This is a genomic window from Streptomyces goshikiensis (assembly GCF_014650555.1).
Classification (GTDB): Bacteria; Actinomycetota; Actinomycetes; order Streptomycetales; family Streptomycetaceae; genus Streptomyces; species Streptomyces goshikiensis.
Window position 1 is genome coordinate 479,076 of sequence record NZ_BMVE01000004.1, and the last position, 17,559, is coordinate 496,634.

The following is a 17,559-nucleotide window of genomic DNA, read 5'->3' on the forward strand; positions in this document are numbered from 1 at the left end:
ACCCAAGGAGGCCGGCATGGCCACAGACGCCGCCCGATCCCGAGCGACCCACGCGCCTGTATCCGGTAGCACCACCTTCGCGGCAGCCCTGATGATCTTCGGTGGCGCGATGGCGATCTTCGAGGGCATCTCCGCCATCGCCAAGGACGACGTGTTCCTCGCGACCCGCCACTACGTCTTCGAGTTCAACCTGACGGGCTGGGGCTGGGTCCACCTCATCCTGGGCATCGTCCTCGTCCTCACCGGCTGCGCCGTCATCACCGGAGCCGTGTGGGCGCGCTACCTCGGCGTCTTCATCGCCAGCCTCGGCGCGATCGCCAACTTCCTGTGGATCCCGTACTACCCGCTCTGGGCGCTGGTCCTGGTCGTCGTCAACATCTTCATCGTCTGGGCCCTCTGCCACGGCATGCACCAGGAGATCCCTCCCCGCACATGACGACAGACGAACGCTAAACAGGGGCCTGATCCGATTTCTCGGATCAGGCCCCTGATCTGGTACTACAGTGTCGGGGTGGCGGGATTTGAACCCACGACCTCTTCGTCCCGAACGAAGCGCGCTGCCAAGCTGCGCTACACCCCGATCGTCGCCTTGGCAGCTCTCGCTGTCCTGGCGACATCGATTACTTTAGCGGACCCTTGGCCGGAGACGAAATCCGGTTTCGGCGGGGTCGGGGTTCGGGGGCGTCAGGCCTTCGGGGTCAGGGTCAGGAGGGTGGCTTCCGGGGGGCAGGCGAAGCGGACCGGGGTGAAGCGGTTCGTCCCGCAGCCCGCCGAGACGTGGAGGTACGAGCGGTGTCCCGCGGCCTCGTGCGTCGAGAGGCCCTTCACCCGGTCGGTGTCCAGGTCGCAGTTGGTGACGAGCGCCCCGTAGAAGGGGATGCACAGCTGCCCGCCGTGCGTGTGGCCGGCCAGGATCAGGGGGTAGCGGTCGGCGGTGAACGCTTCGAGGACGCGCAGGTACGGGGCGTGTACGACGGCCAGCGAGAAGTCCGCGTCCGCCTCGGGGCCGCCCGCGACCGCCTCGTAGCGGTCGCGCTTGATGTGGGGGTCGTCCAGGCCGGTGAAGGCGAGCTCCAGCCCTTCCAGCTTCATCCGGGCCCGCGTGTTGGTGAGGTTCAGCCAGCCCGCGGTGTCGAAGGCGTCGCGCAGCTCCTCCCACGGGTTGTGGACGGCGCCGACGACGGGCTTGTTGCCGTTCAGCCCGTGCCGGCCCTGGGCCTTCTCGATGAGGTAGCGCCCCGGGTTGCGCAGCCGCGGCCCGTAGTAGTCGTTCGACCCGAAGACGTAGGCCCCGGGGAACTCCATCAGCGGACCGAGGGCGTCGAGCACCTCGGGCACGCCCTCCGTGTCGGAGAGGTTGTCGCCGGTGTTCACGACGAAGTCGGGGCGCAGGCCGGCGAGGGACTGCAGCCAAGCCCGCTTCTTGTGCTGGCCGCTGACCATGTGGATGTCCGACACCTGGAGCACGCGCAGCGGGCGCATCCCCCGGGGCAGCACCGGTACCGTCACCCGGCGCAGGCGGAACGACCGCGCCTCGAAACCGGCGGCATAGGCCAGACCTGCGGCCCCCACCGCCGCGATCCCGGCGGTGACCTTCAGGGGTACTCCGTAACGCGCGCGCATGCCCCCATCGTCGCAGACCCGGAAAACCGGCGGGCGCCATCCGCCCCGCACCTGGCAGACTCATGGGCATGACCACGCTCAAGGCCAAGCTCCAGGAAGACCTCACCACCGCCATCAAGGCGCGCGACGAGCTGCACTCGTCCACGCTGCGCCTGACCCTCGCCGCCATCACCAAGGAGGAGGTCGCGGGCAAGGAAGCGCGCGTGCTCTCCGACGACGAAGTCCTCAAGGTGATCGCCAAGGAGGCGAAGAAGCGCCGCGAGGCCGCGGACGCCTTCGCCCAGGGTGGCCGTCCGGAGCAGGCCGCGCGGGAGACCGCGGAGGGCGAGTTCCTCGACACCTACCTGCCCAAGCAGCTCGGCGACGACGAGCTGCGCGCGATCGTGGCGCAGGCCGTCGAGGAGGCCAAGGCGGCGGGCGCCGAGGGGCCGCGGGCCATGGGCGCCGTCATGAAGATCGTGAACCCGAAGGTGGCCGGGCTGGCGGAGGGCGGGCGCGTCGCCGCCGTCGTCAAGCAGCTCCTCAGCTGAGGCCGCGGTAGGGAATGAGTAGGGAATGAACGAGGGAGGGGCCCGGCCGTTCGGCCGGGCCCCTCCCTCTTCTGCTCGCTCCTACTGCGTCTCGCCTCCGCCGTTCAGGCCCGGCACGACCGGCGGATCCGGGAACGTGTTCCCGCCGTTCCCGCCGTTCCCGCCATTTCCACCGTTCCCGCCCGGGCCGCCGTTCCCGCCGCCGTTGCCGGCCCCGGCGTTCGTCGCGCCTCCGGGGCGGCCGCCCGGCTTGTTGTCACCGCCGCCCGGCTTGTTCGGCTTCCCGGGCTTGTTCGGGCCCGGGGTCTGCGTGGAGGGCCGGCCGCCGCCGTTCGGGGTCGACGGCTCGGCGATGTGCACCGTGCTGAAGCTCGGGGCCTCGCGCCCGGACAGCGCGTCCGAGACCGCGTCCTTCCAGATCGGGCCGGGCAGGCCGCCACCGAAGACCTTCGGGTAGTACTGCCCGCCGATGGTGATGTTCTCCATCGAGATCTTCTTCGCGCCGCCCGAGCCGACCCACACCGCGCCCGACATGTTCGGGGTGTAGCCGACGAACCAGGCGTTGTGCCGGGAGTCCGTCGTACCGGTCTTGCCCGCGCTGTCGCGGTCGGTCAGACCGGCCTTCTCACCGGTACCGGAGTCGACCACACCGCGCAGCAGGGTGTTGACGGTGTCCGCCGTCGTCTCCGACATCGCCCGGTCGCACTTGGACTTCGGCACCGAGAGCGCCTTGCCGTGCGAGTCGGTGATCGACTCGATGGCGACCGGGGTGCAGTAGACGCCGCGGTTGGCGAAGGTGGCGTACGCGTTGGCCATCGTCAGCGGCGACAGCTCGGCCGAGCCGAGCGCGATGGACGGAGTCTCGGGGAGCTTGACGCCGCTCGCCGGGACGACGCCCAGCTTCTGCGTCATCTCGGTGACCGGGCAGAGCCCGATCTCGTCGATCAGCTGCACGAAGTACGTGTTGATCGACTTCTCCATGGCGGTCCGGAGCGCGTACGGACCGACCTCGTCCTCGGTCTCGTTCTCCGCCGTCTCCCGCTTGTTCCTGTTGTTGTTCAGGTACTGCGTCCCGTCGCAGCGCGCGATCGGGGACGGGTAGTCCATCTTGTTCGGCGCCGAGAACACCTTGGTCGCCGGCATGCCCTGCTCCAGCGCGGCGGCCGCGATGAACGGCTTGAACGTGGAGCCGACCTGGAAGCCGAAGTTGGAGCCGCCCATCCGCTTGTCCACGGAGAAGTTGATCTGCGTCTCGTTCTTGCCGAAGCCGTACGGCTTCGACTGGCCCATCGCCAGTACCCGGCCGGTGCCCGGCTGGACCATGGTCACGGCCGTCGCGATCGAGTCGTCCTGGTAGACGTGGTCCTTGATCGAGGCGTTGGCGCCCTCCTGCGACTGCGGGTCCAGGGTGGTGCGGATCGTCAGACCGCCCTGGTTCCAGACCTTCGCCCGCTCCTCGCGCGTCTTGCCGAACACCGCGTCGGTGAGGAAGGAGTTGCGGACGTAGTCGCAGAAGAAGCCCGCGCCCTTGACCGCGGTGATGCAGCCGTTCCTCGGCCTGGTCACCTTCAGCTGGACGGGCTTGGCCTTCGCGGCGTCCGCCTCCGCCTGCGAGACGTCCTTCATGTCGACCATCCGCTGCAGGACGGTGTTGCGGCGCTTGAGCGCCTCCTGTGCGTCGTTCACCGGGTCGTAGCGGCTCGGCGACTGCACGAGCCCGGCGAGCAGCGCCGACTCGTCCAGGGTCAGGTCCTTGGCCGGCTTGCTGAAGTAGCGCTGCGCGGCGGATTCGATTCCGTACGCCTGCTGGCCGAAGTACGTGATGTTGAGGTAGTTCTCGAGGATCTTCTTCTTCCCGAGTTCCTCCTCGACCTGGATCGAGTACTTCAGCTCGCGGACCTTGCGGCCGAGGCTCTTCTCCTGGGCCTCGCGGACCTTCGTCTCGTCGTCGCCGGCTTCCTCGACGAACACGTTCTTCACGTACTGCTGCGTCAGCGTGGAGGCGCCCTGTGCGGCGCCGCCCTCCTGCGCGTTGCGGTTGACCGCGCGCAGGATGCCCTTGAGGTCGACCGCGCCGTGCTCGTAGAAACGCGAGTCCTCGATCGCGACGATCGCCTTCTGCATGTACGGGGAGATCGCCGTCAGGGGGACCACCTGACGGTCCCGTGAATAGACCGTGGCGATCAGGCCACCCTCGGCGTCCAGAATCGTCGTGCGCTGGCTCAGTGGGGGTGTCTTGAGATTGGCCGGGATCTCATCGAATCCTTCGACCGTCCCCTTGGCCGCGAGTCCGAGGGCGCCTGCGCCCGGGATCGCGATGCCTGCCAGGACGACTCCGGAGAGGACGGACACTCCGAGGAACTTGGCGGCCTGCTGTGGCCCGGTGAGCCCGCCGCCCGAGCGCTTCTTTCCCATGGAGGGCAGCCTACGTTCTCATTCGCCGGACACACGAGAATGCCTTGGCCTAAGCTGACCCCAACTGTCACAGCAGTGTGGTGCGACATCAACCCCTCGGCTTGATTTTCACCCTTCCCGAATGGGGTGGACTGATGTCCGAATCTTGTCCCTCACTCTGATGGCTTGCCGCCGATTCCACCCGAATTGCCGGAATGGTCGGGCATGTCGTCCGATCACTCCGTCGGGTGATCTGCCGCTTACCCATAGTCCGTTCGGACCATTCAAGATTGGGCCCGTCGGGGGTGTTGCGCTGTGTCCTCCTTCCGTAACGTCCTCAACTGGCAGCGGTGAATATGCCGCTTCCGCCGTGGGGGAGCCTCGATTCGGGAGAGGACGGCGCCGGGATGGGCTGGGTTACCGACTGGAGTGCGCAGGCAGCCTGCCGCACTACCGATCCGGATGAACTGTTCGTTCAAGGAGCGGCACAGAACAGGGCCAAGGCGGTGTGCACCGGATGTCCGGTGCGGACCGAGTGCCTGGCCGACGCGCTCGACAATCGTGTCGAGTTCGGCGTGTGGGGCGGTATGACAGAGCGGGAACGACGGGCGCTGCTGCGCCGGCGTCCCACCGTCACTTCGTGGCGACGGCTGCTCGAAACCGCGCGCACGGAGTACGAGCGCAGTACGGGCATCCTGACCGTGGATGTGGATACGGAGGTTGACATTCCGTACGAGACGTACGCGGCAGCCGGGTAAACCACACCCGCGCCGTCCCGCGTACGGACGCCTCCGCATCCAGGGGCGTGGCGTACGGAAGGCCTATGCTCCGGCCGGAACCCCGGCCGCGAGTCGCTCTCCGATGGCCCGCAGCCCGGCGAGGTCGTGCACATCGCCGGGCAGGGCGGCCACCTCGGCCACCGCCACCTCGGGATGCAGCGAGGTGAAGCGGTCGCGCGTGCGCTGTTCGCGCGCGATCACCTGCATCCGCTCGGCGTGCAGGCGCAGCAGCCCTGCCGTGATCTCGTCGACGTCGGCATCGGCCTCGGCAGCGGTGTCGCCACCGTCGTCGAGACCGGTATCGGGAGTGGAGCGGTCGTCGTCACGAAGTCCAGCTTTCCCGGACTCCTGATCGACAATGCCGCCCTCCTCAAGATTCTCCGCGGCCGCCAACGCCCGCTCGGCGGACAGCTGATCGGCGTCACTGCCGTGTACGCGGTTCAGCACCAGCCCGGCCAGCGGCATCCGCTCCGCGGCCAGCCGCTCGACGAAGTACGCCGCCTCGCGCAGGGCGTCCGGCTCGGGCGCCGCGACCACGAGGAAGGCCGTACCGGGTGCCTGGAGCAGCCGGAAGGTGGCGTCCGCGCGGGTGCGGAAGCCGCCGAACATGGTGTCCATCGCGGCCACGAAGGTCTGTACGTCCTTCAGCAGCGAGGCGCCCATCAGCTTGCTCAGGGTGCCGGTCATCAGCGACATGCCGACGTTGAGGAACTTCATCCCGGCGCGGCCGCCCACCTTCGCGGGGGCCATCAGCACCCGGATGAACTTCCCGTCCAGGAAGGACCCCAGGCGCTTCGGCGCGTCCAGGAAGTCCAGCGCGGACCGGCTCGGCGGGGTGTCCACGACGATCAGGTCCCAGTCGTCCCGGGCCCGGAGCTGCCCCAGCTTCTCCATCGCCATGTACTCCTGCGTGCCGGCGAACCCGGCGGACAGGGACTGGTAGAACGGGTTGGCCAGGATCGCCTCGGCGCGCTCCGGGTCCGTGTGGCCCTCGACGATCTCGTCGAAGGTCCGCTTCATGTCCAGCATCATGGCGTGCAGTTCGCCCGGGGCGCGGCCGTCGCCGTCGCCGCCGGCCCCGACCCCGGTGACCTTGCGGGGCGTGTTGTCCAGCGAGTCGATCCCCATCGACTGGGCGAGCCGCCGCGCCGGGTCGATGGTGAGGACCACCGCCCTGCGGCCGCGCTCGGCAGCCCGCAGGCCCAGGGCGGCGGCGGTGGTGGTCTTGCCGACCCCGCCCGAGCCGCAGCACACGATGATCCGGGTCTCGTGGTCGTCCAGCAGCCGGTCGACCTCCAGCCGCGCCGGCTCGTCCATGGCCATGCCCGCCTCGCTCATTCGTCGTCCGCCTGTTTCCGGAGTTCCGTCGCCAGCTCGTACAGCCCGGCCAGGTCCATCCCCGCGCCGAGCAGCGGGAGTTCGTACGTCGCCGTGTCCAGCCCCTCCAGTACGGTGCGCTGCCCGCGCTCCAGCTCCACCCGGCTCGCGTGCTCGGCGGCCTGCGCGACCAGCGGGTCCACCAGCCGCTCGGCCAGTCCGCCGCGCCGGGCGCCGCCGAGCCCGGCCCGGGACAGCGCCTTGGCGACATCGGCCCGGCGCTCCCCGGAGGCGGCGCGCAGGGCGTCTTCGTCCAGATGGTGCGGGCGCACCATGTTGACGATGACCCGCCCGATCGGGAGCCCGGCCGCGCGCAGTTCCTCGATCCCGTCGGCGGTCTCCTGGACGGGCATCTCCTCCAGCAGCGTGACCAGGTGGACGGCCGTCTCCGGCGACTTCAGCACCTTCATCACGGCCTGGGCCTGGTTGTGGATCGGCCCGAACCGGGCCAGCCCGGCCACCTCGTCGTTGACGTTGAGGAACCGGGTGATCCGCCCGGTCGGCGGGGCGTCCATGATCACGTGGTCGTAGACGAACTTCCCGGCCTTGTCCTTGCGCCGGACCGCCTCGCACGCCTTGCCGGTCAGCAGGACGTCCCGCAGCCCCGGCGCGATGGTCGTCGCGAAGTCGATCGCGCCGAGCTTCTTGAGCGCGCGGCCGGCCGAGCCGAGCTTGTAGAACATCTGGAGGTAGTCGAGGAGCGCCCGTTCGGCGTCGATGGCGAGCGCGTACACCTCACCGCCGCCGCCCGGTGCCACGGCGATCTTCCGCTCCTCGTACGGGAGCGCCTCCGCGCCGAAGAGCTGCGCGATTCCCTGCCTGCCCTCGACCTCCACGAGTAGAGTCCGCCTGCCCTCGCGCGCGAGGGCCAGCGCGAGTGCCGCGGCGACCGTGGTCTTGCCGGTGCCGCCCTTGCCGCTGACCACCTGGAGCCTGCTCACAGCGCCCGAGCCTAATTCCTCCGTCACGACACCGGTGGTGCCGGGTGGCGATGTGGCGCTGTCGCGGCGGCTACCCTCGCTCCCATGTCTAAGAAGTTCGAATACGCGACGGTCCCGCTGCTGGTCCACGCCACCAAGCAGATCCTGGACACCTGGGGCGAGGACGGCTGGGAGCTCGTCCAGGTCGTGCCCGGTCCGAACAACCCCGAGCAGCTCGTCGCCTACCTCAAGCGGGAGAAGGCATGAGTGCCGTCGAGGCGAAGCTGGCCGAGCTCGGCCTGACGCTGCCGGAGGTCGTCCCGCCGCTGGCCGCGTACCAGCCGGCCGTGCGCTCGGGTTCGTACGTCTTCACCGCGGGCCAGCTGCCGATGGTCAAGGGCAGCATGCCGATCACCGGCAAGGTCGGTGCGGAGGTCTCGGCGGAGCAGGCCAAGGAGCTGGCGGCGGTCTGCGCGCTGAACGCCCTGGCCGCCGTCAAGTCCGTCATCGGCGACCTCGACAAGATCGCGCGCGTCGTGAAGGTCGTCGGCTTCATCGCCTCCGCCCCCGACTTCACGGCCCAGCCGGGCGTGCTGAACGGTGCGAGCGAGCTGCTGGGCGAGGTCCTCGGCGAGAAGGGCGTGCACGCCCGCAGCGCGGTCGGCGTGGCCGTCCTCCCGCTGGACGCCCCGGTCGAGGTCGAGATCCAGGTCGAGCTCGTTCCCGGAGCCTGACCCTCCGGGGGGCTGGCCGGGCCGCGAGCCGCGGGTCGCCAGCCGCGCCCGCTGCGGGGAGGCCCCCGTTCCGGGCCGCGGAGTCGTTCACGGACGGGCCGGGTGCGCATGCGCCCGGCCCGTCCGGCGTCCCCGGCCGCGGCGCCGCACCGGTGGCTCGGCGGCGACAGCCGGGGCCGGGCGGCGCGGGTGGCCCCTCGAACATCGGGCCGGATGGCCGTAGCATCCCGCCATGCCGAACGGTGAGAACGGAACGCAGAGCCAGCCCCCCTCCGGAGGCCAGTGGTACCCCCCGGAGTGGCCCGACCGCATCCGCGCCCTCGCGGACGGCGCCCTCACCCCGGTGGACCCCAAACGCGCCGCGACGGTGATGCTGCTGCGCGACACCCCCGACGGCCCCGCCGTGCACATGCTCCGCCGACGCGCCTCGATGGCCTTCGCCGGCGGTGCGTACGCCTACCCCGGCGGCGGCGTGGACCCCCGCGACGAGGACCACCGCATCGGCTGGGCCGGCCCCGCGCTGGCCGACTGGGCCGAGCGCCTCGGCACGGATCCCCGTACCGCCCAGGCGATCGTCTGCGGAGCCGTCCGGGAGACCTTCGAGGAGGCCGGCGTACTCCTCGCGGGCGAGACCCCCGACACCGTCGTCGACGACACCACCGCCGACGACTGGGAGGCCGACCGCGCGGCCCTGGTGGCCCGCGAGCTGTCCTTCGCCGAGTTCCTCGACCGCCGCGGCCTCCTGCTGCGCTCCGACCTGCTCGGCGCCTGGGCCCGCTGGATCACCCCCGCGTTCGAGCCGCGCCGCTACGACACCTGGTTCTTCGTCGCCGCCCTCCCCGAGGGGCAGCGCACCCGCAACGCCTCGACCGAGGCCGACCGGACCGTCTGGATCCGCCCGTCGGACGCGGCGCGCGGCTACGACGAGGGCGAGCTGCTGATGATGCCGCCCACCATCTCCACGCTGCGGTCCCTGGAGCCGTACGAGAGCGCCGCCGAGGCCCTGACCGGCGCTGTGGCCCAGGACCTCACTCCCGTCCTCGCCCAGGCCGCCCTGGAGGACGGCGAGGTGGTCCTCAGCTGGCCGGGCCACGACGAATTCACCAAGCGCGTGCGCCTCGGGCGCCCCGGAGGAGCCTCCGCATGACCGACGCCGCCGCACTCCCCGGCCAGCCCCGCGGCACGGTCACCTCCGGGCGGGCCACCGCCCGCGCGGTGAACGTCCTGGCCCCCAACGCCTCCGCGATGACCCTGGACGGCACGAACACCTGGCTCGTCTCCGAGCCCGACTCCGACCTCGCCGTCGTGATCGACCCCGGGCCGCTGGACGACGTACACCTGCGGGCGGTCATCGACACCGCCGAGCGGGCGGGCAAGCGGGTCGCCCTGACCCTGCTCACCCACGGCCACCCCGACCACGCCGAGGGCGCCGCCCGCTTCGCCGAGCTGACCCGGACCAACGTCCGCGCCCTCGACCCGGCGCTGCGCCTCGGTGACGAGGGGCTCGCCGCCGGGGACGTCATCCGCACCGGTGGGCTGGAGATGCGGGTGGTGCCGACCCCCGGCCACACCTCGGACTCGCTCTGCTTCCACCTGCCCGCCGACCGGGCCGTCCTGACCGGCGACACGATCCTCGGCCGCGGCACCACCGTCGTCGCGCACCCCGACGGCCGTCTCGGCGACTACCTGGCCTCCCTGCGCCGGCTGCGCTCGCTGACCGTCGACGACGGGGTGCACGTCGTCCTCCCCGGGCACGGTCCGGTCCTCGACGACGCCCAGGGCGCGGTGGAGTTCTACCTGGCCCACCGCGCGCACCGGCTCGCCCAGGTGGAGACCGCCGTCGAGAACGGGCACGTCACGCCCGAGCAGGTGGTCGCCCACGTCTACGCGGACGTGGACCGCTCGCTGTGGCCGGCCGCGCAATGGTCCGTCCGGGCGCAGCTGGAGTACCTTCAAGATCACGGACTCATCCCGGGGGGATCTGAATGACGACGCTGTACCTGCTGCTCGCGCTCATCGGCACCGCCGCGTGGATCACGGCGACGGTGTCCCAGCGGATGAAGGCGCTGGAGCGCCGGGCCGACCGGCTGGAGCACCGCCTCGGCCTGGTCCTGGACCACTTCGACATCGAGGAGCCGGAGCCGGCCGGGCTGGACGAGGTACGGGCCCTCGCGCGCGACGGCCGCACCATCGAGGCGATCCGGGTCTACCGCCGGGTCACGGGCGCGGACCTGCGCGAGGCGAAGCAGGCGGTCGAAGCCCTCTAGCGGGCCCAGGCGGGCTCCTGAGGGCCTTGCGGCGGGCCTCAGGCGCTCCTGCGGGCCCTCCCGGCGGGCTTTCGGCGCACTCCGCTCCGGCGGAGCCCGGCGGGCCTCAGTCGCCTCAGTGTGCTTCCGCGGGCTCCGGCGGGTCCTGCTCCGGCGGGCCCTGGCGCGGCGCCTTCGTGCCGTGCCGGGCGGTGTACTCGTCCGCGAGCCACGGTCCGAGGTCCTCCACGAGGCCGCGCACCACGGCCGGGTCCCCGACGGGGTCCAGCGCCACGGCCGCCGCGGCCCGCATCTGCGCGGCGCGCTCGGGGTAGTACCGGCCGAAGATCTCCGCGGACTCTGCGAGATCGCTGGTCCAGCCCTCGTAGCGGGGCATGACCAGCGTGAACCCCGTGCGCACCAGGTGCCGTGCGAAGGCCCGGCTCAGCTTCCGGTGCTCCTCGGGCGTGCCGGCCGCCCGGGCGCGCTCCCGCCAGGTGGGGAGCACGCCGGCCAGGCCGCCGTTGGTCTCACGGGCGAGCAGGCTGTCCGGCCGGTAGCGGGGCAGGTGCTCTGCCAGGTCCGCGCCGAGCAGCGGGGTGCACAGGCAGGCCAGGAACCAGCCCAGGTCGAATCGTTCCTGCTCGCTCAGCAGGGCGTCCTTGCCGTACAGCAGGATCCCCGCGCCGTCGATCTGCGGGAAGTCCTCGTCGAGCCCGCGCGCGAGCACCTCGGCGGCGTCGCGGTCGTCGTCCCCGGGCTCGTGGTGCAGGGCGAGCAGGAGGTCGAGGTCGGACCGCCCGGGGCGGGCGGTGCCGCGCGGGACGGACCCGTACAGGTACGCGCTGTGCAGCCGCCGCCCGTACGCCTCCGCGATCCGCGAGCGCGCGGCCGCGACGACGGGGGCGAACTCCCGCTGGACCCGCCCGAGGGAGCCCTCCTGCTCGAAGTACCCGTACGCGTCCAGCCCGCTGTGCTCCATGCCGCCCACTCTGCCCTTCCGGGGGCCGGGGTTCGAAGGGTTTGATCCGGCCGGATCCGGCCGCGCCCGTATGGCGCGCCGCGGCGCGAAACGCGCGGAGGGGCCCCGCCCTTCCGGGCGGAACCCCTCCGCGAAGTCGTGCTCCGGATCAGCGCGAGCGCTTCGCCAGGCGCTCCACGTCCAGCAGGATCACCGCGCGCGCCTCCAGGCGGAGCCAGCCGCGGCCCGCGAAGTCGGCCAGCGCCTTGTTCACGGTCTCGCGCGAGGCGCCGACGAGCTGGGCCAGCTCTTCCTGCGTGAGGTCGTGCACGACGTGGATGCCTTCCTCGGACTGCACGCCGAAGCGGCGCGACAGGTCCAGGAGGGCGCGGGCCACGCGGCCCGGGACGTCGGAGAAGACCAGGTCGGACATCTGGTCGTTCGTCTTGCGCAGGCGCCGGGCCACGGCGCGCAGCAGCGCGGTCGCGACCTCGGGGCGGGCGTTCAGCCAGGGCTGGAGGTCGCCGTGGCCGAGGCCGAGCAGCTTGACCTCGGTCAGCGCCGTCGCCGTGGCGGTGCGCGGGCCCGGGTCGAACAGCGACAGCTCGCCGATCAGCTCGCCGGGGCCGAGGACGGCCAGCATGTTCTCGCGGCCGTCGGGGGAGGTGCGGTGCAGCTTCACCTTGCCCTCGGTGACGACGTACAGCCGGTCACCGGGGTCGCCCTCGTGGAACAGGGCGTCACCGCGTGCGAGGGTCACCTCGCCCATGGAGGCGCGGAGCTCCGCGGCCTGCTCGTCATCGAGCGCCGCGAAGAGCGGGGCACGCCGCAGTACGTCGTCCACGAGTCTCTCTCCTATGTCGACCAGCTCCAGGGGACCGTGCTCCCCATTTTGCCGGACGGCTCAAACAGTGCAGTGCGATCAATCACAAGGATGCCGGACGCACGGGTGTGCTGTGCGGCGAGATGCCTTTCGGGGTGGTGTTACCTGAGGTCCGGGCGGGTGTCAGCGCCCGGCCTTAGGCTGGCCGGGTGTCCAATAAGCCGGTGAGAGCACAGGCCAAGGGGTCCGCGGCAGTGCCGGGGGTCCGTAATTCAGCCGTGGGCGAACAAGCCCCCGCGAAGGCGTCCCCGAAGATCCCATCGACCCCCCAGGGCAAAACTTCGGCCAAGAAACCGAAGGCGGAATCCCGCGTCGCCCTGGTCCGGCGGGCCCGCCGGATCAACCGGGAGCTGGCCGAGGTGTATCCGTACGCCCATCCGGAACTGGACTTCCGGAATCCCTTCGAGCTGCTGGTCGCGACCGTCCTCTCCGCCCAGACGACCGACCTCCGCGTGAACCAGACGACCCCGGCCCTCTTCGCCGCCTACCCGACCCCGGAGGACATGGCGCAGGCCGCTCCGGAGGCTCTGGAGGAGATCATCCGGCCGACCGGGTTCTTCCGGGCGAAGTCGAAGTCCCTCCTCGGCCTCTCGCAGGCCCTGCGCGACAACTTCGGCGGTGAGGTCCCCGGCCGGATCGAGGACCTGGTGAGCCTCCCCGGCGTCGGCCGCAAAACGGCCAACGTGGTCCTCGGCAACGCGTTCGGCGTCCCGGGGATCACCGTGGACACCCACTTCGGGCGTCTGGTGCGCCGCTGGAAGTGGACCGAGCAGGAGGACCCGGAGAAGGTCGAGGCGGAGATCTGCGCGCTCTTCCCCAAGAGCGAGTGGACGATGCTCTCGCACCGCGTCGTCTTCCACGGCCGCCGGATCTGCCACGCCCGCAAGCCCGCCTGCGGCGCCTGCCCGATCGCCCCGCTCTGCCCGGCCTACGGGGAGGGCGAGACGGACCCGGAGAAGGCCCGCAAGCTCCTCAAGTACGAGAAGGGCGGACAGCCGGGCCAGCGCCTGAGCCCGCCGCCGGACTACCCGGGCCGGCCGGCCCCGCCCCTGGGCGCCACCCCGGCATCCTGAGCACGCAGCACACACCGAGGAACGAATCCGGCCACGGCCCGCGTTGTGCCGGTGTCGGGAACGACAGGGAGCAGGGGTGCCTATGACGCGCGGAAGCGGTAGCGGGACGCGGGACGAGAGCGTGGCCGCCCAGCCGGCCCCGCCCCCACTGCACGCCCGGCCGGGCCGGCAGGGCCCGTACGAGGGCCACGGCAGTCACAGCAGCCACGGCGGCCACGGCGGCCACGGCGGCGTGCGCGACGGTCTCCGCGACGAAGCCGGCGACGGCGTCCGCGAGGCCCCCGCCCTCTCCACCGACGGGCTGCCCGGCTGGCTCGATCCCGTGGTCCGTGCCGCGCGCACGGTCAGGCCGACGCAGCTGAGCCGCTTCCTGCCCCCCGAGGACGGGCGGGGCCGCCAGTCCGCCGTCCTCGTCCTCTTCGGCGAGGGCCCCCGCGGCCCCGAGCTGCTGCTCCAGGAGCGCGCCGGCAGCCTCCGCTCGCACGCGGGCCAGCCCTCCTTCCCCGGCGGCGCCCTGGACCCGCAGGACGGCGATCCGCAGACCACCGGCCCGCTGCGGGCCGCCCTGCGCGAGGCCGAGGAGGAAACCGGCCTGGATCCGGCCGGGGTCCAGCTCTTCGGGGTGCTGCCCCGGCTCTACATCCCGGTCAGCGAGTTCGTCGTGACCCCGGTCCTCGGCTGGTGGCGCGCCCCGAGCCCGGTCGGCGCCGTCGACCCGGCAGAGACGGCCCGGGTCTTCACGGTTCCCGTGGCGGATCTCACGGATCCCGATCATCGGGTCACCGTGGTCCACCCCGGCGGCTTCCAGGGCCCCGCCTTCACCGTCGAATCGGCTCTGGTCTGGGGATTTACCGCCGGTGTGATCGACCGGCTCCTGCATTTCGCGGGCTGGGAGCAGCCCTGGGACCGCTCGCGCGAGGTCCCGCTCGACTGGCGCGCATGAGACGGTGACCCTCGTGAACGTGCTGGACATCCTGTTGCTGGTCGCCGCCGTGTGGTTCGCGATCGTCGGCTACCGCCAGGGGTTCGTCGTCGGCATCCTGTCGGTGATCGGCTTCCTCGGCGGTGGTCTCGTCGCCGTGGCCCTGCTCCCGTTGATCTGGGACTGGGCGACGAACAACGGCACCGAGGTCACCACCCCGGTCGTCGTGATCGCCGTCGTCGCGATCATCATCTGTGCCTCGATCGGCCAGGCCCTGACCACCCATCTGGGCAACCGGCTGCGCCGCAACATCACGTGGTCGCCCGCCCGCGCCCTCGACGCGACCGGCGGGGCGCTGGTCAACGTCGTGGCGATGCTGCTGGTGGCGTGGCTGATCGGCTCGGCGCTCGCCGGGACCTCGCTGCCCACCCTCGGCAAGCAGGTGCGCAACTCCAAGGTGCTGCTCGGCGTGTCGCGGGTGGTGCCGACCCAGACGAACACCTGGTTCTCGGACTTCAGTTCGACGCTGGCCCGCAACGGCTTCCCGCAGGTCTTCAGCCCGTTCTCCAACGAGCCCATCACCGCGGTGCAGGCGCCCGACCCGGACCTCGCCACCGGGCCCGTCGCCGCGGCGGCCAAGCGCTCGATCGTGAAGGTCGTCGGCACCGCGCCCAGTTGCAGCAAGGTGCTGGAGGGCACCGGCTTCGTCTTCGCGCCGGGCAAGGTGATGACCAACGCCCATGTCGTCGGCGGCGTCGGCGAGCCGACCGTGCAGATCGGCGGCGAGGGCAAGCTCTACGACGGCAAGGTCGTGCTCTACGACTGGCAGCGCGACATCGCCGTCCTGGACGTGCCCAAGCTGAAGGCGCCCGTGCTGGAGTTCACCGAGAAGGACGCGGTGACCGGCAGCGACGCGATCGTCGCCGGGTTCCCCGAGAACGGCGGGTACGACGTCCGCGCCGCCCGGGTCCGTACGCGGATCAACGCCAACGGCCCGGACATCTACCACCGGGGCACCGTCCGGCGCGATGTGTACTCGCTGTTCGCCACGGTCCGTCAGGGCAACTCCGGCGGCCCGCTGCTGACGCCCGACGGCAAGGTGTACGGGGTCGTCTTCGCCAAGTCCCTCGACGACCCGAACACCGGATACGCCCTGACGGCGGACGAGATCCGCGATGACATCCAGCTGGGGAAGACGGCGAACCGGCGGACCGACAGCCAGGGCTGCGCCCTCTGACCACCCGCCCGGGGCCACTCCCCCCGGGGCCACTCCGCTCCGGGCCGCCCCGCTCCGGGCCGCCCTGCCCGGCGGCACCGCGCCCGGCGGCCTGACCCGTCAGGACCGCCGGCGCGGCCGCCGGAGCTCTACATCCGCGGATGGCGCAGGCGCGCCGAGACCCAGCGGGCCCGGCGGCGCAGGATGCGGGGGATGCCGAGTCGGGGGTCGTGGCCGTCGCGGCCGGCCCTCTCGTGGGTGCCCGGCGTCGCTGCCGAGCGGCCTTCGTGTGCGGTGTCACCGTAGTCGTGCGTCCAGCCCATACATCGAGCTGTGCCCGGGCCCCAAGGTCGGTAATCCCGTCCGGGGCGGCCAATTGGCCTATGCGCCGGGCAATTGAATGTTCGTAAGACAAGCCCACGAGAGGTGGGTTGGGCGGTCCGCCCTGCGATCAGCGGTCCGGCTCGGGGTCCTTGAGCCAGTTCACCAGCTCGGTGGAGAAGGCCGCCGGGTCCTCTTCGTGCGGGAAGTGCCCCAGGCCGTCGAACAGCCGCCACCGGTAGGGGGCTTCGACGTACTGCCCGGAACCGGCCGCGCTGCGCGTGCGCATCACGGGGTCGAGGGAACCGTGCAGGTGCAGCGTCGGCACCCGCACCGGCCGCTTCATCCGCCGGTTGAACTGGAGGCCGTCCGGCCGCGCCATGGACCGCATCATCCAGCGGTACGGCTCGATGGAGCAGTGCGCGGTGGAGGGGATGCACATGGCCCGCCGGTACGCGGCGATGCGCTCGTTGCCCTCGGCGTCCCTCTCGTCCTCGTCCCGCAGCAGCGGCCCGGACCAGTCCCGGATCAGCTGCCCCACGAGCGCCCCGTCATCGGCGACGAGCTGCCGCTCGGGGATGAACGGCCGCTGGAAGCCCCAGATGTGCGAACTCGCCCGGGTCTGCCCGAAGTCCGCGAGCATCGCGGCGCGCCACCGCCGCGGATGCGGCATCGAGGACACCACGAGCCGGCGGACCAGCTTGGGCCGCATCACGGCCGCCGTCCACGCGAGGTAGCCGCCCAGGTCGTGTCCGACGAGCGCGGCGTCCGGCTCGCCGAGGGACCGGATGACCCCGGTGATGTCGAGCGCCAGGTTCGCGGGGTCGTAACCGCGCGGGGTGCGGTCGCTGCCGCCCACCCCGCGCAGGTCCATGGCGACCGCGCGGTACCCGGCGTCGGCCAGCGCGACCAGCTGGTGCCGCCAGGTCCACCAGAACTGCGGGAACCCGTGCAGCAGCAGGACCAGCGGCCCGTCACCCAGCTCGGCGACGTGGAAGCGGGCCCCGTTGGCCGCGACGTCCCGGTGGATCACCGCTCTCCCGCCGGGCACGCCGAGCCGGACCGCCGTGGCGGCGGTGGGCGGGGTACTGCCGAAGTCCGGCGAGGGAGCTGTCATGAGGTCGAGCGTGCCACACCCACGGCCTTGTCACTGACCGGCCGGGGATGGGGCTTGACGGTCCCGACCAGCGCGGCGGTCTGCTTGACCGAGGCGATCGTCTTCTCCGGCGGCTTGACCTTCTTGAACTTCGACACGGCGATCAGCGCGAGCAGGCCCGCGAGCAGCAGGAACGCCACGCCGACGATGAGGAAGGACCAGGCGAGCCCGAGACCGAGGTTGTGGATCCCGTACGCCGCGGCGAAGCTCAGCACCGGCAGCGAGAACAGCGCGAACACTCCGGCGATACCGATGGCGGTGCCACCGATCCCCGCGCGCTTGACGTCCTGGCGGATCTCCGCCTTGGCGAGGGCGATCTCGTCGTGCACCAGGGCGGACATCTCGGCGGTGGCCGAGGCGACCAGCTGGCCGAGTGTGCGCTCGGCGCCTTCTGCCCCTTGGTCCACTGCACTCATCGCTCTCT

At 71.6% G+C, this 17,559-nt stretch carries 20 protein-coding genes and 1 tRNA gene; 11 read left to right on the forward strand and 10 right to left on the reverse strand.

Going from position 1 to position 17,559, the window contains the following annotated elements:
* Window positions 1-16 precede the first annotated feature (16 nt).
* On the forward strand, window positions 17-436 hold the full coding sequence (locus tag IE248_RS15520; protein WP_008742445.1) for a DUF7144 family membrane protein: 420 nt from the start codon (window positions 17-19) through the stop codon (window positions 434-436).
* 70 nt (window positions 437-506) lie between these two features.
* Here IE248_RS15520 and IE248_RS15525 read toward each other — a convergent pair.
* Window positions 507-580: transfer RNA gene (locus tag IE248_RS15525), tRNA-Pro, on the reverse strand.
* Window positions 581-684: 104 nt separating this feature from the next.
* On the reverse strand, window positions 685-1,623 hold the full coding sequence (locus IE248_RS15530) for a metallophosphoesterase (protein ID WP_008742444.1): 939 nt from the start codon (window positions 1,621-1,623) through the stop codon (window positions 685-687).
* 68 nt (window positions 1,624-1,691) lie between these two features.
* On the opposite strand from IE248_RS15530, the gene IE248_RS15535 reads away from it, so the two are divergent.
* Complete coding sequence (locus tag IE248_RS15535) at window positions 1,692-2,153, forward strand: GatB/YqeY domain-containing protein (protein WP_073774358.1); 462 nt, start codon at window positions 1,692-1,694, stop codon at window positions 2,151-2,153.
* Window positions 2,154-2,234: 81 nt separating this feature from the next.
* On the opposite strand, the gene IE248_RS15540 is transcribed toward IE248_RS15535, so the two are convergent.
* Complete coding sequence (locus IE248_RS15540; protein WP_073774243.1) at window positions 2,235-4,568, reverse strand: transglycosylase domain-containing protein; 2,334 nt, start codon at window positions 4,566-4,568, stop codon at window positions 2,235-2,237.
* A 386-nt stretch (window positions 4,569-4,954) separates the two neighbouring features.
* Here IE248_RS15540 and IE248_RS15545 point away from each other — a divergent pair, with 386 nt between their 5' ends.
* Entirely contained in the window at window positions 4,955-5,305 is a 351-nt protein-coding gene (locus IE248_RS15545; RefSeq protein WP_008742440.1) for a WhiB family transcriptional regulator, read from the forward strand.
* 63 nt (window positions 5,306-5,368) lie between these two features.
* Here IE248_RS15545 and bagB read toward each other — a convergent pair whose 3' ends face one another.
* A complete protein-coding gene (bagB, locus tag IE248_RS15550) occupies window positions 5,369-6,664 on the reverse strand; it encodes an ATPase BagB (protein ID WP_229895334.1) in 1,296 nt (431 codons plus the stop codon).
* Window positions 6,661-7,644: an ATPase BagA gene (gene bagA, locus IE248_RS15555; RefSeq protein ID WP_073774245.1), complete on the reverse strand. Its 984-nt coding sequence runs from the start codon at window positions 7,642-7,644 to the stop codon at window positions 6,661-6,663. Before bagA ends, bagB begins: the two co-directional genes overlap by 4 nt.
* An 84-nt stretch (window positions 7,645-7,728) precedes the next feature.
* Here bagA and sp36 point away from each other — a divergent pair, with 84 nt between their 5' ends.
* The 5 genes from sp36 to IE248_RS15580 all read left to right on the forward strand — a co-directional run bounded on the left by sp36 (window position 7,729) and on the right by IE248_RS15580 (window position 10,624).
* Complete coding sequence (sp36, locus tag IE248_RS15560; RefSeq protein WP_008742438.1) at window positions 7,729-7,890, forward strand: Sp36 family protein; 162 nt, start codon at window positions 7,729-7,731, stop codon at window positions 7,888-7,890.
* Window positions 7,887-8,357, forward strand: a complete 471-nt coding sequence (locus tag IE248_RS15565; RefSeq protein WP_008742436.1) for a RidA family protein — start codon at window positions 7,887-7,889, stop codon at window positions 8,355-8,357. The genes sp36 and IE248_RS15565 overlap by 4 nt, the downstream gene beginning before the upstream one ends.
* A 232-nt stretch (window positions 8,358-8,589) precedes the next feature.
* Window positions 8,590-9,504, forward strand: a complete 915-nt coding sequence (locus IE248_RS15570) for an NUDIX hydrolase (protein WP_008742435.1) — start codon at window positions 8,590-8,592, stop codon at window positions 9,502-9,504.
* Window positions 9,501-10,346, forward strand: coding sequence for an MBL fold metallo-hydrolase (locus IE248_RS15575; RefSeq protein ID WP_073797906.1), 846 nt, complete (start codon window positions 9,501-9,503; stop codon window positions 10,344-10,346). Before IE248_RS15570 ends, IE248_RS15575 begins: the two co-directional genes overlap by 4 nt.
* The gene (locus IE248_RS15580; protein ID WP_073797907.1) at window positions 10,343-10,624 is read left to right on the forward strand and encodes a hypothetical protein; all 282 of its coding nucleotides are present in this window, start codon (window positions 10,343-10,345) and stop codon (window positions 10,622-10,624) included. The genes IE248_RS15575 and IE248_RS15580 overlap by 4 nt, the downstream gene beginning before the upstream one ends.
* Window positions 10,625-10,739: 115 nt before the next feature.
* Here IE248_RS15580 and IE248_RS15585 read toward each other — a convergent pair whose 3' ends face one another.
* Both IE248_RS15585 and IE248_RS15590 read right to left on the reverse strand, forming a co-directional pair.
* Window positions 10,740-11,585 carry a nucleotidyltransferase domain-containing protein gene (locus IE248_RS15585; protein WP_190030981.1) on the reverse strand — a complete coding sequence of 282 codons (846 nt, stop codon included), beginning with the start codon at window positions 11,583-11,585 and terminating at the stop codon, window positions 10,740-10,742.
* 148 nt (window positions 11,586-11,733) lie between these two features.
* Window positions 11,734-12,408, reverse strand: a complete 675-nt coding sequence (locus IE248_RS15590; protein WP_003981529.1) for a Crp/Fnr family transcriptional regulator — start codon at window positions 12,406-12,408, stop codon at window positions 11,734-11,736.
* Between the two features lie 293 nt (window positions 12,409-12,701).
* Here IE248_RS15590 and nth point away from each other — a divergent pair, with 293 nt between their 5' ends.
* From nth to IE248_RS15605, 3 genes are all read left to right on the forward strand, one after another.
* A complete protein-coding gene (gene nth / locus IE248_RS15595) occupies window positions 12,702-13,520 on the forward strand; it encodes an endonuclease III (RefSeq protein ID WP_086025418.1) in 819 nt (272 codons plus the stop codon).
* Window positions 13,521-13,752: 232 nt separating this feature from the next.
* The gene (locus tag IE248_RS15600) at window positions 13,753-14,463 is read left to right on the forward strand and encodes an NUDIX hydrolase (protein ID WP_008742430.1); all 711 of its coding nucleotides are present in this window, start codon (window positions 13,753-13,755) and stop codon (window positions 14,461-14,463) included.
* 13 nt (window positions 14,464-14,476) lie between these two features.
* Window positions 14,477-15,679 (forward strand): MarP family serine protease, encoded by a 1,203-nt coding sequence (locus tag IE248_RS15605; protein ID WP_008742429.1) that lies wholly within the window; start codon window positions 14,477-14,479, stop codon window positions 15,677-15,679.
* Window positions 15,680-15,807: 128 nt separating this feature from the next.
* On the opposite strand, the gene IE248_RS15610 is transcribed toward IE248_RS15605, so the two are convergent.
* From IE248_RS15610 to IE248_RS15620, 3 genes are all read right to left on the reverse strand, one after another.
* Window positions 15,808-15,981 carry a hypothetical protein gene (locus IE248_RS15610; protein ID WP_008742428.1) on the reverse strand — a complete coding sequence of 58 codons (174 nt, stop codon included), beginning with the start codon at window positions 15,979-15,981 and terminating at the stop codon, window positions 15,808-15,810.
* A gap of 128 nt (window positions 15,982-16,109) precedes the next feature.
* Window positions 16,110-17,096, reverse strand: a complete 987-nt coding sequence (locus IE248_RS15615) for an alpha/beta fold hydrolase (protein WP_100581184.1) — start codon at window positions 17,094-17,096, stop codon at window positions 16,110-16,112.
* Complete coding sequence (locus IE248_RS15620; protein WP_008742426.1) at window positions 17,093-17,551, reverse strand: phage holin family protein; 459 nt, start codon at window positions 17,549-17,551, stop codon at window positions 17,093-17,095. Before IE248_RS15620 ends, IE248_RS15615 begins: the two co-directional genes overlap by 4 nt.
* Between the last annotated feature and the right edge of the window lie 8 nt (window positions 17,552-17,559).